The sequence below is a fragment of the Polymorphobacter megasporae genome (assembly GCF_018982885.2).
GTDB lineage: Bacteria > Pseudomonadota > Alphaproteobacteria > Sphingomonadales > Sphingomonadaceae > Polymorphobacter_B > Polymorphobacter_B megasporae.
On record NZ_CP081848.1, the window covers coordinates 71,725 to 88,648 of the forward strand.

General features: G+C 68.1%; 16 protein-coding genes. 9 read left to right on the plus strand and 7 right to left on the minus strand.

Annotated elements, in window-relative coordinates:
• Nucleotides 1-5: 5 nt before the first annotated feature.
• Entirely contained in the window at nt 6-734 is a 729-nt protein-coding gene (locus KTC28_RS00370) for a hypothetical protein (protein WP_216708986.1), read from the minus strand.
• Between KTC28_RS00370 and KTC28_RS00375 the strand changes: the two genes are divergently transcribed.
• Genes KTC28_RS00375 through KTC28_RS00385 form a run of 3 tightly spaced genes read left to right on the plus strand, consistent with a single transcriptional unit; the run spans nt 683 to nt 3,038 of the window.
• A complete protein-coding gene (locus KTC28_RS00375; protein WP_216708985.1) occupies nt 683-1,690 on the plus strand; it encodes a penicillin-binding protein activator in 1,008 nt (335 codons plus the stop codon). The two genes, KTC28_RS00370 and KTC28_RS00375, sit on opposite strands and share 52 nt — an antisense overlap.
• Nucleotides 1,687-2,238 carry a type II secretion system protein GspJ gene (locus KTC28_RS00380; RefSeq protein ID WP_216708984.1) on the plus strand — a complete coding sequence of 184 codons (552 nt, stop codon included), beginning with the start codon at nt 1,687-1,689 and terminating at the stop codon, nt 2,236-2,238. The genes KTC28_RS00375 and KTC28_RS00380 overlap by 4 nt, the downstream gene beginning before the upstream one ends.
• Nucleotides 2,235-3,038, plus strand: a complete 804-nt coding sequence (locus KTC28_RS00385; RefSeq protein WP_216708983.1) for a type II secretion system protein GspK — start codon at nt 2,235-2,237, stop codon at nt 3,036-3,038. The genes KTC28_RS00380 and KTC28_RS00385 overlap by 4 nt, the downstream gene beginning before the upstream one ends.
• Before the next feature lie 175 nt (nt 3,039-3,213).
• On the opposite strand, the gene KTC28_RS00390 is transcribed toward KTC28_RS00385, so the two are convergent.
• Nucleotides 3,214-4,008: a prepilin peptidase gene (locus KTC28_RS00390; RefSeq protein WP_369426565.1), complete on the minus strand. Its 795-nt coding sequence runs from the start codon at nt 4,006-4,008 to the stop codon at nt 3,214-3,216.
• Nucleotides 4,009-4,189: 181 nt separating this feature from the next.
• Here KTC28_RS00390 and KTC28_RS00395 point away from each other — a divergent pair, with 181 nt between their 5' ends.
• Both KTC28_RS00395 and KTC28_RS00400 read left to right on the plus strand, forming a co-directional pair.
• A complete protein-coding gene (locus KTC28_RS00395) occupies nt 4,190-4,708 on the plus strand; it encodes a sigma-70 family RNA polymerase sigma factor (protein ID WP_216709338.1) in 519 nt (172 codons plus the stop codon).
• On the plus strand, nt 4,698-5,348 hold the full coding sequence (locus tag KTC28_RS00400) for an NrsF family protein (protein WP_216708981.1): 651 nt from the start codon (nt 4,698-4,700) through the stop codon (nt 5,346-5,348). Before KTC28_RS00395 ends, KTC28_RS00400 begins: the two co-directional genes overlap by 11 nt.
• Nucleotides 5,349-5,558: 210 nt before the next feature.
• Here the strand turns inward: KTC28_RS00400 and KTC28_RS00405 are convergent, their stop codons facing one another.
• The 4 genes from KTC28_RS00405 to KTC28_RS00420 all read right to left on the minus strand — a co-directional run bounded on the left by KTC28_RS00405 (nt 5,559) and on the right by KTC28_RS00420 (nt 12,596).
• A complete protein-coding gene (locus KTC28_RS00405; protein ID WP_216708980.1) occupies nt 5,559-6,722 on the minus strand; it encodes a DUF2827 family protein in 1,164 nt (387 codons plus the stop codon).
• A 23-nt stretch (nt 6,723-6,745) separates the two neighbouring features.
• The gene (locus KTC28_RS00410) at nt 6,746-7,306 is read right to left on the minus strand and encodes a hypothetical protein (RefSeq protein WP_216708979.1); all 561 of its coding nucleotides are present in this window, start codon (nt 7,304-7,306) and stop codon (nt 6,746-6,748) included.
• Nucleotides 7,303-8,415: a DUF2827 family protein gene (locus KTC28_RS00415; protein WP_216708978.1), complete on the minus strand. Its 1,113-nt coding sequence runs from the start codon at nt 8,413-8,415 to the stop codon at nt 7,303-7,305. Before KTC28_RS00415 ends, KTC28_RS00410 begins: the two co-directional genes overlap by 4 nt.
• 74 nt (nt 8,416-8,489) lie before the next feature.
• The gene (locus KTC28_RS00420) at nt 8,490-12,596 is read right to left on the minus strand and encodes a beta strand repeat-containing protein (protein WP_216708977.1); all 4,107 of its coding nucleotides are present in this window, start codon (nt 12,594-12,596) and stop codon (nt 8,490-8,492) included.
• A 447-nt stretch (nt 12,597-13,043) separates the two neighbouring features.
• Here KTC28_RS00420 and KTC28_RS00425 point away from each other — a divergent pair, with 447 nt between their 5' ends.
• Nucleotides 13,044-13,571 carry a CHAP domain-containing protein gene (locus KTC28_RS00425; protein WP_216709337.1) on the plus strand — a complete coding sequence of 176 codons (528 nt, stop codon included), beginning with the start codon at nt 13,044-13,046 and terminating at the stop codon, nt 13,569-13,571.
• Nucleotides 13,572-13,753: 182 nt separating this feature from the next.
• Entirely contained in the window at nt 13,754-14,587 is an 834-nt protein-coding gene (gene folP / locus KTC28_RS00430; protein WP_369426566.1) for a dihydropteroate synthase, read from the plus strand.
• A 20-nt stretch (nt 14,588-14,607) separates the two neighbouring features.
• On the opposite strand, the gene KTC28_RS00435 is transcribed toward folP, so the two are convergent.
• Nucleotides 14,608-15,027, minus strand: a complete 420-nt coding sequence (locus tag KTC28_RS00435) for a hypothetical protein (protein WP_216708976.1) — start codon at nt 15,025-15,027, stop codon at nt 14,608-14,610.
• Nucleotides 15,028-15,308: 281 nt separating this feature from the next.
• Here KTC28_RS00435 and KTC28_RS00440 point away from each other — a divergent pair, with 281 nt between their 5' ends.
• Both KTC28_RS00440 and KTC28_RS00445 read left to right on the plus strand, forming a co-directional pair.
• Entirely contained in the window at nt 15,309-16,679 is a 1,371-nt protein-coding gene (locus tag KTC28_RS00440; RefSeq protein WP_216708975.1) for an ABC1 kinase family protein, read from the plus strand.
• 71 nt (nt 16,680-16,750) lie between these two features.
• The gene (locus KTC28_RS00445; protein ID WP_216708974.1) at nt 16,751-16,894 is read left to right on the plus strand and encodes an aa3-type cytochrome c oxidase subunit IV; all 144 of its coding nucleotides are present in this window, start codon (nt 16,751-16,753) and stop codon (nt 16,892-16,894) included.
• Nucleotides 16,895-16,924 lie beyond the last annotated feature (30 nt).

Sequence of the window (16,924 nt, forward strand, 5' to 3'; positions counted from 1 at the left end):
CCGCGTCAGAGCTCGATTTCGAGGTCGCTCGCGCCGGTCGAGCCGGGAATCAGCGCCGCCCCGGCCGCGGTGGTATGGAGCCGCAGGACGCCGTTCTCGAGGGTCAGGTCGGCGAGCGGCTGCGCGCGGTTGGCCCATGGCGTGACCGTTGCGGTGGTGCGGTCGCCGCTCGTGACGAAGGTCGCGACGAGGCGCGGCACCGCGCGCGCCGCCCCGGCAAGTCGGCCGCTGCACGACCCCGCCTCGGTGGTGAGGCTCCCCGACGCGGCCTGATGCTTCGGCGCGAGGGCGACGCGGTCGAGCGCGAGATGACTGCCAAAGTCGCACGCGAATGGCAGCGACGGCGCGGCGAGCGCGACCAGCGGCCAGCCGATCCGGCCGCGCACCGCATCGAGCCCGACCCCGGCGAAGGGCCCCCAGCGCGCCGCGCCCTCGACCGCGCTCCCCGGTCCGTCGATCGTCCAGCGCCCGGCGACCCCCGCCGAGCCGAGCGAGTCGAGCAGCGACGCGTGCCACGCCGCGACATGGCCCGAGCCGAGCGCCGCCTCCCCGCGCCAGACCGTCCCGGCGGCATCGACGCCGCGCGGCACGACCAGCCGCGCCGGCAGCGCCGCGACCAGCGCCGCCGCGTAGACGACGACGCCCAGCGCGGCGAGCAGCCACCACGAGACAGGATCAGCCGATGATCGAGCGCCGGGTTCTGCTGCGAACGGCGTGGCTGGCGACGCTGGCATCGGCGTGTTCCCCGGTCTGGGCGGCGGCGAAGGGCGACGACCGCGCGCTCGCCGCGCTGCTGCTGCCGCTGACCGGCCCCAGCGCCGATCTCGCGCGGAGCATGCAGCATGCGGCGGCCCTCGCGCAACCGCCGGGGGCGACGAAGAACACCCTCGTCGTGTTCGACACCGGCAGCACGCCCGACGGCGCGGCGGCGGCGGCGGGGCTTGCGGTCAAGCGCGGCGTGCCGCTGATCGTCGGGCCGCTGTTCGCCGCGCAGGTCGCGCCGGTGGTCAAGGCGGCGGGCGGCATCCCCGTCGTCGCGCTGTCGAACGACGCGGGCGGCAGCGGCGGCTTCGCCCTCGGCGTCACCCCGGCGCAGACCGTCGGCGCGATCCTGAGCTATGCCCGGTCGAGGGGAGTCCGGCGCGTCGCGCTCGCCCCCGGAACGACGCGCTGGGACAATCTCGCCGCCGCGGTGGCGCGGCGGCAGGCGGCAGAACTCGGCCTGACCCTGACCGATTATGCGCCCGGGGCGACGCCCGACGCGGTCCTCGTCACCGGCGACGCCGACGCGCTCGCTGGGGTGGCGCGGGGGGTGCAGGGAAGCGGCGTCCAGTTGCTCGGCACCTATCAGGGCATGGCGCTGTCGGGCGCGGGACTCGCAGCGATCGAGGGGGCATGGCTCGCCGCCCCCGACCCCGATGGCTTCGCCGACTTCGCCCGCCGCTTCGAAACCGCGTTCGGCAACCCGCCGGGGCTCGTCGCGGGCCTCGCGTACGACGCCGTCGGCATCGCCCGGACACTGCGGACGAGCGGCCACCTCGACCGCGACGGGCTGACCGGGTCGGCGGGGTTCGCCGGGGTCACCGGCGCGGTCCGCTTCGCCGCCGACGGCACCGCGACCCGCGAACTCGCGATCCTCGTCGCCGAGGGCGGGGCCTTCCGCACGGTCGCCCACAGCCAGTCGGCGTGACCCGCCCGGAGCCCGACGCCGGCTTCACCCTGATCGAGGTCATCGTCGCGCTGGCGCTGTTCGCGATCATCGCGCTCGCCGGGGTCGCGCTCGTCGACACCGTCCTCGGCGCGCAGGCGCGGACCGCGGGGCGGCTCGACCGGCTCGGCGACCTGCAGCGCGCGATGGTCGTCGTCGCCCGCGACTTCACCGGGATCGCCGACGCGCCGCTGACCGGGAGCGCGACCGGCGTCGGCTTCGACCGCCACGTCGACGGCGGCGCGATCGGCATCAGCTACCGGCTCGCGGGCGACGTCTTCGAGCGGATCGACGGCGGCCGGACGCAGGTCGTCCTCGACCATGTCGCCGCGGTCCGCTGGCAGTATTACGCGCTCCCCGGCGGCTGGCAGGAGCGCTGGCCGGCGAGCGACGCGCAGGCGCGGGCGTGGCCGCTCGCGGTCGCGGTCGAGGTCGACCTCGCCGGCCCCGGCCTGAGCGGCACCCTCCGCCGGGTCATCGACCTGCCTGTCCGCCCGCTGCCGCCCGGCGCAGTGGCGGCGCTCCCTTGATCCTGATCAACGTCCTCGCGATCGTCGCGGTCGCGGTCGCGGCGGTGATGCTGATGCTCGGCAGCGAGGACCCCGCCCTCGACCGCGCGATCCGGCTGCGCGAGGCGGCACAGGCGCTCGCGGTGACGCGCGGCGGCGAGCTGTCGGCGGTTGCAGCGCTCCGCCGCGACATGGTGGCCGCGCCCGATACCGACAACCGCAACGAGGCGTGGGCGAAGGTCGCGCAAACCCCGACCGCGATCGAAGGCGGCACGTTTGCGCTCGCGATTGCCGACGCGCAGGGCCGCTTCAACGTCAACGCGGCGGGCGGGAGCGGCGAGCCGGTGCTCGCGGCGATCACCACCGCGCTGCGCCTCGACCCCGACATCGCCAGCCGCATCGCCAAATCGATCGCCGAGCGCGGGCGCGTCGCCGACCTCGGCGAACTGACCCGCGCCGAGATCGACCCGGCGACGATCGCCAAGCTCCGGCCGTACGTCACCGCGCTGCCCGCCCGCGCCGACGTCAACGTCAACGCCGCCTCCCCCGAACTGCTCGGCATCATCGTCGGCGACCGGGTCGGCGGGCGCATCCTCGCCGACCGCCGCGACCGTGCCGGGCTGCTGACCCCGACCGATTTCGTCGCGACCGGGCTCAAGCTGCCCGCCGGGGCGGGGTTCACGTCGGATCACTTCGTCGTGACGACGATCGTGACGATCGGGGGGACGACGCAGACGCTGACGAGCTTGCTCGAACGGCGACCGGGACGGGTTCCGGTGGTGGTCGCGATCACGCGCTGGCGAGGAGCGCTGCCGGGCTAAGGTAACAAAGGTAACATTCAACGCATTCTGTTTATTACCCTACGCTGCGGCCTAGTAAAATATTGTTGTTGGACGGGGTGCCGCGCTTCACTCGCGATCCAACCCTCGGCTGCTCGCTGTTCGACGATCTTTGATTGCGGCTGCACCAGTCGCCGGGGTGTAGGACAGCGCTTCCTCAACCCGGCCCGGCAAGCGCAACGATCCACGTTGCCACCGCGAGGAACACCCCGAACGGCAATCGCGTCGTCGCGGTGATCCCGCGCCGCCACAGCAGCAACGCGACGACGAGCCCCGACAGCGCCGCCGCGAGCAGCACGATCGGCAACGCCGCCCAACCCAGCCACGCTCCGCTCGCCGCGAACAATTTGGCGTCGCCGCCTCCAAGCCCCGCGCGCCCGCGAATCATCTGGTATGCGGCCGCGACCCCGGCGAGGCTGAGATAGCCTGCCGCCGCGCCGATGACATGGCCCGGCAGGTCGTCGGGGGCGAGCCACGCCGTCACCCCCAATCCGGCGGCGACGAGCGGAAGCGTCACGCTCGACGGCAGCCAGAAATGCTCGGCATCAAGCAGCGCCAGCAGCAGCAGCGCCCAGCCGAGCACCGCAACCGCGACCGCCAGCCGAGGATCGGCAACCGCCAGCGCCGTCACCGCGCCGATCACCGCCGCGGCAACCTCGACCGCCGGATCGCGCCAGCCGATCGCCGTACCGCAGCGGCGGCACCGCCCGCGCTGGACCGCGAAGCTCAGCAGCGGCACGAGCTCGATCGGCCCGAGCACCGCGCCGCACCCCGGGCACGCCGATCGCGCCAAGACGATCGGCCGCCCCGCCGGAAGCCGCACCGAGACCAAGGCGACAAAACTGCCGACGACCGCGCCGACGACGGCGAGGAGCGCCGCGAAGGCGACTGGCGAGAAGGCCAGCACGACCGGGGCATGCGCGGCGTAGGCGGAGGATATGGGCGCGGTCACACCCCTCCGTCGCACGCTTTGCCGCGCGTGTAACCAGATCCGCAACGCGCACGAACCATCGCTCATGCCCGCACAATCGGCCTTGGGCGTGGGTGGCGCGTATCCGAACCGCCTGGCGCAAACTATGGTCGGCGGCGACCGGCGGGAGTCGCGTGTGAACAATGAACAGTGGGGGTCGCTGATGCTGGCGGCGCAGGCCGGTAACGGCAGCGCGTACCGGCGGCTGCTCGCCGAGGTCCGGCCGTGGCTGCTGCGCTATTATTCGCGCCGCCTGCCGCCGGGATCGGTCGAGGACGCGGTCCAGGACACGATGATCGCGCTCCACACCAAGCGGCATACCTACGACCCCGCGCGCGCGTTCGGCCCGTGGCTCGCGGCGATCGCGCGGTATAAATGGATCGACCGGCTGCGCGCGATGAAGCGGAGCGCTGCCGACGAACTTCCCGACGACCTCGCGGTCGGCGACCACGAATCGGCGATCACCAGCGCGACCGTCCTCCACGCGCTGCTGGCCGAGTTGAAACCGGCGCAGGCCGAGGCGATCCGGCTGGTCAAGCTCGCCGGGCTCAGCGTCGACGACGCCGCGACGCGGACCGGACAGTCGCCGAGCCTGATCAAGGTCAATATCCACCGCGGCCTCGCCCGCCTCGCGAAACGGCTCGCGGTCGAGCCGGTCGAAGGACTTCAAGATGGCGAGTGACCTGCATGACCCGCTGATCGACCGGCTCACGGCCGACCTCCAGCCGGTGCGGCGGCGGCTGGCGCGGCGCGACGCGGCGATCCTCCTCGTGCTGATCGTCGTCGAAGTGGCAGTCTACGTCTGGATCCGCGGGATGCGCGCCGACATGCCGCTGGCGATGGGGCGGATGGCGTTCTGGTGGAAGGCGGCAAGCCTGTGCATCCTCGCCGCGATCGGCGCTGCGACCGCGCTCGCCGCCTTCGACCCGACCCGGTCGCCGCGCCGGGGCCTGCGCGGCTTCGCGGTCGCGGCGGCGGTGGCGATCGCCATCGGCTGGGGCATCGACGCAGCGAGCCACGGCAGCGCCGAACTGATCGCGCGGCTCGACTGGCGCGAGGGGCTGCGCTGCGTCTTCGCGGTCGTCGTCCTCAGCCTGCCCGCTTTGCTCGCACTCGGGATCCTGATGCGCCGCGGCGCACCGACCGACCCCGGCGGGACCGCGTCGGCGGTCGGGCTGACCGCCGCGGCATGGGGCGGCGCGGTGTTCGTCGTCGCCTGCCCGCACGACGATCCGCTGTACGTCGCTCTGTGGTTCTCGGTGGCAATCGCGATCGTCGCGTGGGCCGCACGGCTGATCCTGCCGCGGCTGACGCGGTGGTAGGAGGGGCGGGTAGGAGGACGGCGCGCTTAGCGGGCCGAAGATCTTCTACACAACGGTAATCGCGCGGACTGTCATCACGCACCCAGCTGTCATTCCCGCGACCCGAAGGGCAACGCGCTTGCGTAACGCGGGGACCCATCACCACGAAATTTTGGGGTGATGGGTTCCCGCGTCCGCGGGATGGCGTTGCAGATATACAACGTGGCGTGCTCAGTTACGCGGCGGGGCTGCGAGAACCTGTTCGACCAGCCGTTCGTGGAGCCCGACGTTCACCGGCTCGTCGGGCGCGAGCCGGGCGACCAGCCCCGCGTTCGCCGCCCGGTAGTTCGCGAGATTGGCGTCGTGCGAATGGAACGCCGCGAGCAGGACCTCGCCCCCGACATCGGCCGCAAAGTCGGGGTAATAATAGCCGTAATCACGCAGAAATTCGGAGTTGTGCACGAGCGGATAGCCGCCATGTAGAACTTCGTAATACAGATAATTGAGCCCGTTCTGCCAGTGATGCGTAACCACCGCGTCGCAATAATTGGCGAGGAAGTCGGCCGAGACGAAGCGCGGCTCGAAGCTCATCACCCCGGCCTTGGTCGCGCGCAAGGCACTCGCGAAGCTGAGAAAATGCGGCTGCTCGCGGTGCTTGGCGGTATTCGAGACATAGACTTCGCGGACCGCATCGGGCTCTCCCCGCCACGCCGCCTCGCACACCAGCATCGCCATGTGGCTGGTTTTCATGACCGTAATGTTCGGCTCCATGATGCCGATCCGCCACCCTGCCGCCGCCGGGCGGTAGCCGAAGCGGTCTCCGAGCTTGACCGCACGATTGTCGATGAAGGTCGGTGCCCAAACCTGCGGCACCGGCTCGACCGGGACCCGGTAGAGCGTCCGGCACCAGCCGGCATAGGTGTGAAGATGCTGCGGCGTCATCCACAAGACGTCGTAGCAATCGATGTCGAAATACCGCTCCGCGTCGCCACGGACCGGGCTCGCGGTGATCGCCTCGAGTGAGATCACCGCGCCATTGCCGCCCTTATAGCCGACGACGCGGATGCCGCGTGCGCGCAACGCCTTGAGCTCGTCGGCCTCGATGCTCGCGCCGATGATGACGATGACGTCGAGGTCGTCGGCGACCGTCGCGGTGCGGACGACCGGGACCCCGTCCATGCCGAGGTCGGGCGGCCAGCCGACGAACTCGCCGTCGCCGTGGTTGAGCAGATGGACCCGGCGGCACCCCGGCGCGGCGGCGAACAGCTGATAGAGGAACACGACGTTCTGGCGCAGGCCGTTTTCGTAAAGGCCGAGTTCGCCGTCCTTGTTGATGAAGATCGTGATGCCAATCGAGTAGCCGCCAGCCCGGGCGCTGGCCGCTTCGTGCTTCACGGCCTTGCGTCCCCCCGGACCGCTCACCCGATCAGCTCTTTCTTGACCGAGACACATCCGGGACCGGCAGCGGTGAGATAAAGCTGGAGTCCGGGGTTCGCCTCGCTCTGCATGACATGCGCGAGCAGCGGCTTTTCGGGACCGAAGGCGGCGAACACCCGCGCCTTCAACGCCGCGCACGCCTCGGGCCAGTAGATCACCTGGGTATAAATCCCCGAACACGTTCCGGCGGGGGCGATGACAAGCGTCGTCAGCCGAGTTTGCGGCGTCTTGCTCGTCGCGGTCGCGGGATGATTGCTCTCGATCGTTACCACCGTCGGCCAGCGGTTGGCGTCGGGACCGAGCGGCTGGACGGTGAAGTTCGCCTCGCCGGTCTCGAAGATGAACGCGCCTGCCTGCTGGAATACCGGGGCGCAGGTCGACATGCGGATCTGCGCGAGCGCCGCCGCGAGCCGCTGCGTCGCGCTGGCATTGGTGCGGAAGCCGCCCGCGACACCGGCTGCCGGCGGCGCGCTCGCGGCGGGTCCGGCGAGCGCCGCCAGTGCCAGCGCCGCCATCACGCGCCGCGCCTGCTTTACGATCATGCCATTACTCCAGCGATCAGGTCTTCGTGCCGCGCGCGCACGACGGGCGAGTCGATGCTGAAGCGGTCGAGGAACTCGAGCGCCTTGGCACGTGCGGCGGCGGCGCGGCCGCGATGCGTGCGCGTCGCATCGACCAGCGCCCGACCGCCGTCGGCCGGGTCGAACGACGCATAGGCGTAACCGACGCCGTCGATCGACGGCGAGTTGTGGATCAGCGGGTGTCCGCTCCACAGCACGTCCCAGTAAAGATAGTTGAGGTCGTTCTGCCATTGATGGACGACGACCGCGTCGACATGGCGATGGAGCACCTCGGCGATCGGCATCCGGCCCTCGGAGAACAGTTTGCCCGCTCGGAACAGGTCGAGCGAGCTCGTCAGTTCGAGGAAATGCGGGACGAGCTTGATGCCGCTGGTGTTGAACAGCAGGACATGGTCGATCGCATCGGGATCGAGCCGGAATGCTTCCTCGCAGGCGAGCAGCGGCAGATGGAAGGTCTTGAGGACGTTGACGTTGGGCTCGAGGATGCCGACGCGAAACGCATCGCTGTCGCGGTCGGCCTTGTAGAACGGGTTGAACCCCGCTGCCCGCGCGCGCGCCTCGACGAAGATCGGCTCCCAGATGTGCGGGACCTGCTCGACCACCGCCGACCGCGTCAGCAGGCAGCTCGCGCGGTTCATCGTCCAGTGCTGCGGCGTGATCGAGACCGCGTCGAACGGCACCGCCGAGACGGTCTCGCCGTGAGGCATCGCGCTCGCCAGCGCTTCGAAGTTCATCGCCATCGAATTACCCGCCATGTACGAGACGAGCCGTCCGCCGCGGTCGCGGAAACGATGCATCGCCTCGGCCGGCGCGCGCATGCCGCATTCGATAATCAGGTCGAGCCGGTCGGCGGCATCTTCGGCGGTCGCGGTCGGGACACCGCACCACGCGGCAAGCGGATGCGGGGCGGGTTTGCCCGAGCAATCGACGACGACGACCTCGGTCACCCCCGCAAGCCGCTGGAGTAGTAAAACGAGCAGGACGCTGTTCTGCCCGATCCCCGACGACCACAACAGGTCGGTCGGGTCATTGCTCGGTCGACTGAAGGTAACGCCGATCCGAAGGGTCATAACGTGTCTATAACGAACGACGAACGGCGCGTCATCATCGATGACGCGCCGCCGTGCAGGATCGCTACGTCAGACTACCACTTGTAGCCGATGCCCGCCGCGGCTCCGACGTCGCCCGCGCGGGTATTCACGCCGACCGAGGCACCGACGATCCAGTTGGTACCCGGACGCGCCTGGTACTTGAGGTTGAGCGAAGTCTCGCCGCGGAAGTAGCCGACGCCGCCGACAAGGCCCATTTCGCCCGGCTCGAGCGGGACGTTGACCGTCGCGGCCGCCAGCGCCATCGCCACACCGCCGCGCGCGCGCCGCTCGTCGTTATGGACCGAGTTCAACTGGCCGATCGTCGCCGCATCGGTGGTCAGGATACCCGGTGCGATGTTGGTCAGGCGACGCTCGTTACCCGGCGAGCCGAACGAGACGGTGTTCGGCGCGGTGGCAACCGAACCCGAGCCGATCGCGACCGACCCGACCCCGGTCGAGGAGACAGAAGCGCTGCTGCCGAGCGCGACCGAGTTCGATCCCGCCGCGGTGGCGCCGTAGCCCCCGGCGAACGAGGCGGTGCCCGATGCATTGCTGTTGACACCGTAGGCGGTGGCGTTCGCGGCGGCACTCGACCCGACCCCGAGTGCGATGCCGTTGCTGGCAAAGCCGGCCCCGGTAACGCCGATCGAGGCGAAGCGCGTGTCGACGCTCGTCTGCAGCACATAGAACTGGCCGCCGTTGGTGGCGTCGGTCGACCCAGCCGCGACCGTACCCGGAGCGACATTGACGACGCGGCGTTGCGTGCCGGTGGCCGTGCCGCCTACCGCGAAGACATTGGCGGCACCGCCGTCGTTCGACCCCAAACCGATCGCCACCGAGCGTGCGCCGGTCGAGACGGCATTTTGCCCGATCGCAACCGATCCAGCGAGCGTCGCGCTCGAACTCTGGCCGATCGCGATTGCCCCAGCATTCGCCGCAACGGCAGTATCCCCGATCGCGACCGCACTCTGGCCGGTGGCGACGCTCGCGTTACCGAGGGCGACTGCGCCCTGGCCGATCGCGGTGTTGTTGGCACCGATGGCAACCGCACCGGTGCCGGTGGCGGTGTTCGGGTCACCGATCGCGACCGCGCCGTTGCCGGTGGCGACGTTACGCGAGCCGATCGAGACCGCTGAGCCGCCCTGGGCGACTGCGTTCCGACCGATCGCAGTCGATTCGAGCCCGGTTGCGGAGGCACCCGTTCCCGCCGCGAACGACCCGTCGCCGCTGCCGACCGATCCATAACCGATCGCCAACGCATTGGCGCCGGATGCGGTCGGGAAGGCAAGGCCACTCGTGTTGTTGGTTTCGACGACGCCGAGCGTCCCGTTGGTCAGCGCGGTGATGTTGGCGGTGTTGGTCACGACCGACGACGAAATGTTCGTCACCGACGTGCTGACATTGGCCACCGTGACTTCGCTTGTCGAAATCCGCGTCGTCAGCGAGTTCGAGGCTGCCGTCAGGTTGGTCTCATCGACGGTCGCGCGGCTCGACAGTGAGTCCGACACGGTCGTCAGGTTGGTCTCGTCGGCGGTCGCGCGAGTCGTCAGTGAGTTCGACGCGCTCGTCAGGTTCGTCTCGTCGATGAGGGCGCGGCCGGAGAGTGAGTTCGACGCATCCGAAAGGTTAGTTTCGGTGGCCGTTGCGCGCGCCGACAGCGAGTTCGACGAGATGGTCATCGACACGGCGTTCGCGGTGGTTACAGCCTCGCCGGCAGTCGCACGGGTCGTCAGCGAGTTTGAAGCGCTCCACAATGACGTGTAGTTGTCGGTCGTCGTCGTCTCACCGAGCGCCGCCCGGGTCGACAGCGAGTTCGACGAATTGGTCATCGACGTCGCATTTTGCGTCGCAATGGCTTCCGCGTCGGTCAACCGCTCCGAAAGCGAGGTCGAGGCTGCCGTCAGATTGGCGTCGGTCGAATTAGCCCGCGTATTGAGCGAGGTCGAGGCGGCGGCGAGGTTGTCGTCGGTCGCACTGATCCGCGTCGTCAGCGAGTTCGAGGCGTTGGTCAGCGACGTCGCATTGGCGGTGGTGACACCTTCTGCTGCAGTGACGCGCGAGTTGAGTGACGTCGTCGAAACATTGGCCGCCGATTCGTTGGCGTCGATCCGGCTGCTCAGCGAATTCGACGCGGCGCTCAGCGCGGTCGACGTCGTTGCGATTGCCGTCTCCGTGCCGCTCACTCGCGCCGAAAGCGAATTCGAGGCGTTCGTCAGCGCCGCCGTGGTCGAGGCAGTCGCCGCTTCGCCGAGGGTCGCCCGGTTCGACAGCGAGGTCGAGGCCGCCGCGAGGTTGCTGTCGGTCGCATTGGCCCGCGCATTGAGCGACGTCGAGGCAGTTGCGAGGTTAGCGTCGGTTGCGCTGATCCGCGTCGTCAGCGAGTTCGAGGCGTTCGTCAGCGACGTCGCGTTGTTGGCGATGTTCGTCTCATCGGCCGTGGCACGTGCCGACAGCGAGTTTGACGCGGCCGCCAGCGATGTCGCGTTGTTCGTCGTTACGGTGTTGAGCGAGGTCGTCGCGGCATCGGCGGCGGTGGCACGGGTCGTCAGTGAAGTCGCCGCATTGGTCAGCGACGTCGCATTGTTTGCGGTCGTTGTCTCATCGGCAGTGGCGCGGGCCGACAGCGAGTTCGACGCGGTCGTCAACGACGTCGCATTGTTCGTCGTCACCGTATTGAGCGACGTCGTCGCGACGTCGGCGGCGGTCGCACGCGTGGTCAGCGAAGACGCGTTGCTTGCGGTCGTTGCCTCATCGGCGGTGGCGCGGGCCGATAGCGAGTTCGACGCGGTCGTCAACGACGTCGCATTGTTCGTCGTCACCGTATTGAGCGACGTCGTCGCAGCGTCGGCGGCGGTCGCACGCGTCGTCAGCGAAGATGCCGAGTTGGTCAGCGACGTCGCATTGTTCGTGGTCGTCGCCTCATCGGCGGTGGCGCGCGCCGACAGTGAGTTCGAGGCGTTACCGAGCGACGTTGCGTTGTTCGCGACGGTCGTCTCCGATGCCCCGATGCGCGACGACAGCGAGGTCGATGCGTTGCTCAACGAGGTCGCGTTGTTCGAAATACTGGTCTCGTCGGCGGTTGCGCGGGCAGACAGCGAGTTCGACGCGTTGTTCAACGACGTGGCATTGTTCGACACTGTCGTTTCGTTGGTCGTGGCGCGCGTCGACAGCGAGTTCGACGCATTGGTCAGCGACGTCGCATTGTTCGAGATGTTGGTCTCGTTAGCCGTCGCGCGGGCGGACAGCGAGTTCGACGAATTGGTCAGCGACGTCGCGTTGTTCGTGACCGTCGTGTCGTTGGCGGTGGCGCGCGTCGACAGCGAGTTCGAGGCGTTCGTCAGCGACGTCGCATTGTTGGTGATGTTGGTTTCGTCGGCCGTCGCGCGGGCCGATAGTGAGTTCGAGGCGAAGGTCAGCGACGTGCCGGTGTTGGTGATCGACGTCTCGGTCGAACCGACCCGGGTCGACAGCGAGTTCGACACGGCCGTTGTCGTGCCCTCGTCGGCGACCGCGCGTTGCGTCAGCGAGTTCGATGCGAAGTTGAGTGCCGCGGTGTTGGCCGTGACCGTCCCGCCAAGCGTACCGATCGACGCCGCGTTGGTGTCGATGTTGGTCTGGAGCGCATTGCCGACGCTGAGGAGCTGGTCGCCGTTGACGGCGTCGGTCGAACCAACGTCGACACGACCAGCGGAGACACCCGTTAGACGGTTGGCGAAGACGGTACCGGTCGACGAGCCGATCGAGACGCCTGCGGTGGCTGTGTTGTTGGCGAACGCACCTACAGTCGTCGTACCGAATTTCAGGCCGAGGTTCGCAGCGGTGCTAAGATTGGCCACATCGGTCGCGCTGAACGTCGTATTTGCGCCGAGAGCGGTGTTGCCTGGGCTGCTGGGGAGCGCGCCCGGTCCGGCACTGACGTTGGCATTGATGCCGATCGCCGTGCTGTTGGCGACACCGGCGATGGCGGAAGAGCCGAACGCCGAAGTGCCGGTCGCGTTTCCATGGGCGTTGGCGCCGATCACAGTCGACGTGTTGAAGGCGGCTGAGGCGTTGGCTCCACCGGCGACGCTCGTTCCGGTACCGGTCGATGCACCGTTTGCGGTGCCGCTCACCCCGTCATAGAAAACGGTGCCCGACGCGACGGCGGTTGACGCCTGCATCGCAACAACCAGAGCGGATGTACCAAGAAGAAGCGCGTTGCGCACGCGCGTGGAATTGCCGACAGACATGATGTAGCCCCCAAAAAACCCCCGTCGCAACCGGACTGTAAAATCAGTTCGATTACATACTCGTTTCGGCAATGAACTGACCTGAGTGGCGAGTCAATGCAGGTGCGGCTCTCCAATGGATGGATTCGCTCCAAATCCGATCGAATATATTTTCAGACGCCCGCAGCATTTGCTTTTTGGGTCAACGCGACGAGCTCAACTTAAGTTTACGGAGTTATCGTCCACTTGGTTCTTACCCGCAACGAATGTCGGTTCGTCTTGCTCGCGGGTCACTCCGGCGCTTTGGCCTTGGTCACGGCTTCCCTCGCCGAAAAGCTATCGGCAGACAGGTGCAGAGAGTGCAGGGGGACGAGCCAAGTGCTTAAACATCTTCGCGTGATGATCGGTTCCATAATCCTCGCACTGGGCATCTTTGTGAGCGTGTCCGCGACCGCCGCACCTGTGCAATGCGTGACCTTCGCCCGCGCGTTCTCGGGCATCGACCTGCACGGCAACGCCGCGACATGGTGGGGGCAGGCGAACGGCAAGTATGAGCAAGGCAGCGCTCCGCGAGTCGGCGGCGTACTCGTGTTCAAGGCGACCGGCGCGATGCGGGTCGGCCATGTCGCCACCGTCAGCGCGATCGTCTCGTCGCGCGAAATTCGCGTCACGCACGCCAACTGGTCGCCGGTCGACGGCCATCGCGGCCAGGTCGAGACCGATGTCGCCGTCGTCGACACCTCGGCGGCGGGCGACTGGAGCCAGGTGCGCGTCTGGTATGGCCCGATCGGCGATCTCGGACGACGCGACTATCCGGTTTACGGCTTCATCTACGGCGACCATGCACCGGCGGGCGTCACGGCTCCCGCGACCGCATTTGCGGTTGCTGCGGTCGATGCGATGCCGATCCAGCTGGCCGGGCTCTGAGCGGACCGAAGCGCGTCCATGTTGCGCCTGCCGGTTTCGGTGACGGCGAACGGCTGGCGGGTGGCGGGGTCAGGTTCGACTCGCTCCGGCTGACACTCGACAATACCGAGCGGCGGATCGCGCTCGATGATCTTTCCGCCGGGGTCGCTGACCTCCCCGAAGACATCCGCGCGCGGATCGTCTTGCTTCGCGACGCGCTCGTGACGCCGCGTTCGCCGATAGCCGGGCTGGTCTTCGACCGGCCGCACGTCATGGGGATCGTCAACGTTACCCCAGACAGCTTCAGCGACGGCGGCGCAGGCGGCGATCCGGTCGCGGCTGCCCTGGCGATGGCCGCCGCAGGCGCGAGCATCGTCGACCTCGGCGGCGAATCGACCCGGCCGCGCGCGGCGGTCGTCGATACCCAAGAGGAGCTTGCCCGCGTCGGCCCCGTCCTCGCCGGGCTGCGAAATAGCGGGATCACCGTCTCGATCGATACGCGCAAGGCGCTGGTCATGGCAGCAGCGCTCGACGCCGGAGCAACACTGGTCAACGACGTCTCGGCACTGACCTACGACCCCGCCGCAATCGCGCTCGTCGCGGCGCGCGGCGCCCCGGTGGTGCTGATGCATTCGCAAGGAACGCCGGCGACGATGCAGGACTCTCCGGTCTACGCTGACCCGCTGCGCGACGTCTTCGACTGGCTCGAGGCGCGGATCGCGACCTGCGTCGCCGCCGGCATAAAGCGTGAACGGATCATCGCCGACCCCGGCATTGGGTTCGGCAAGACCCTCGAGCACAATCTCGCGTTGCTCCGCGGTGTTGCACTGTTCCACGGACTTGGCGTGCCGATCACCCTCGGGGCCAGCCGCAAGGCGATTATCGGGACACTGGCGGGCGGCGCGCCGGTCGGCGAACGGCTCGGCGGCTCGGTCGCGCTGGCGCTCCACGCGGTCGCAAATGGCGTCCAGATCGTCCGGGTCCACGACGTTGCCGCGACGGTACAGGCGATCAAATTATGGCAGGCGGTTCACTGACCCCGCGTCCGCCCGGCCGCTTATCTTGCAGACCGCTCGCCGTAGCGCTGTTCGGACCCATAGCTGGCGGCAAGCGTCAGCGCGCCGCTCGCCTCGATGATCCCGGCGATGCGCGCCTCGAGCAGTGCGCGTTCGACCCGCGCTGCGGCAAGCTTGATTTCATGATCGAGCTCGCGTGCGCGAATAGCCTCAACCTCCGCCCCCCGCTGGCCGATCAGTGCGGCGATGCGTTCCGCGAGACTGTCCTTTGGACCGACGGCGTGATTGCCGTTGGTCGGGCCGTCGCCGGTCGCTTCCGACACGCTTTTGTCGAGCTCCTGCGCCCGCGCCTCGTATTCCTGCGCCAGATTGAGCGCCTCGTCGCGTGAGGATCCTGTCACCCCTGCAACGAGCCGGCGGATTTTATGCGCGTTTTCGCGGTACAAGGCTGCTTGAGTCACCATCACGCCCCTACTACTAACTAGCTATCGAAGTTAACACATTGTAAATAAAAACTATCACCCACGCAACGAGTTTCATCGCAATAACTAAAATTCATTTGTTAACCTTGATTTGCGAGTTCTTGGTGCGGCACAGTCATGCGGCGGGTATTCTGTGAAATTGGTAAACCGCGTCTTTGCTCGCCTTGCGTGGGACCGATCGGCGTTGGCGCCAGGACCCGCGGCCGCAGCGACACCTGCACCCCTCGCGTTCGCTACCCGCCACGCCTATCTCCGGCGCGATGGATGAAGCAAATACTCTCGGCGGCAGGCTCGCGCGCTATGCCAAGGTCGGTGGAACCGGAATCGGGCTCGCAGCACGTTTTGCCGGTGCAAGGCTGACCGGCGGCGGCGATGCCGCGACCACGGCGGCACAGCTGCGCGTCGCGCTCGGCGGCCTCAAGGGCCCGGTGATGAAGATCGCGCAGATCCTGTCGACAATCCCGGGCGCCGTTCCCGACGATTTTGCCAAGGAGCTCGGCCAGCTCCAGGCCGATGCCCCAGCGATGGGCTGGCCGTTCGTCCGGCGGCGGATGAAGGCCGAACTCGGGGCCGACTGGGAATCGCGCTACGCCAGCTTCGAGCATGAGGCCGCCGCCGCCGCGTCTCTCGGCCAGGTCCACCGCGCTGTGGCGCACGACGGCCGCGCGCTCGCTGCCAAGCTGCAGTATCCCGACATGGCGAGCGCGGTGGAGGCCGACCTCGGCCAGCTCGATGTACTGTTCGGCATCTACCGCCAGTTCGATAAGTCTATCGACACCGGGCAGATCCGCGGTGAGCTCGCCGACCGGCTGCGCGAGGAACTCGATTACGAGCGCGAGGCGAAGCATCTTGCGCTGTATCGCGACATGCTGAGCAGCCAGCCGGCGGTGCATCTGCCGGAGGTGCTGCCCGACCTGTCGACCAAGCGGCTGCTGACGATGACGTGGCTGCCGGGCAAACCGCTCCTTGGCTTCAAGGGCGATTCGCTCGAGGTGCGCAACTGCATCGCCGAGACGATGTTCCGGGCGTGGTACTGGCCGCTCCATCACTACGGTGTGATCCACGGCGACCCGCACCTCGGCAATTACGCCGTGCGCGAGGAGCCGGACGGCCAGCACGGCATCAATCTGCTCGACTTTGGCTGCATCCGGGTCTTTCCGCCGCGCTTCATCAAGGGCGTCGTCGACCTGTTCCACGCGATCGAATCGAACGACAAGGCGCTCGCGGTCGATGCCTTCGAGCGTTGGGGCTTCGTCGGCCTGTCGACCGAGATCATCGACACACTGCTGATCTGGGCGACGTTCCTATATGGCCCGCTGCTCGACGACCGGGTCCGGCGGATCGACGACCAAGGCCGCCCCGCCGACTATGGCCGCGAGACGGCGCAAAAGGTCCACCGGCGGCTGAAGGAGCTCGGCACCGTCACCATCCCGTCCGAATTTGTCTTCATGGACCGCGCCGCGATCGGCCTCGGCGGCGTCTTTATGCACCTTGCCGCCGAGCTCAACTGGCGGCGACTGTTCGGCGAGATGATCGAAGGTTTCACCGAAGACGGACTCGCCGCGCGACAATCTGCGGCACTTGCGCGGGCTGGTCTGGAACCACCTGTGGCGCCGACGCTTATCGCGTAACCGGCCTGCCCGGCTTGTCGCGCGCGGATCACGCGCGCTATGAGGACGCACCGCGTTAAGGGAGTGACGCCATGGCCGACGATCTGAATGCTGCTGTACCGCAGGCGAACGTACCGAATACACGCTTCTACGGCGGTTTTGTCGACGTCCTGAAATGGGCTGTCGTGGCGCTTGCGTTGTTGTTGATCGCAATGGCACTGTTCCTCGTTCACTAGAGGCGGCACGCCTAGGCTTTGGGGGGAATA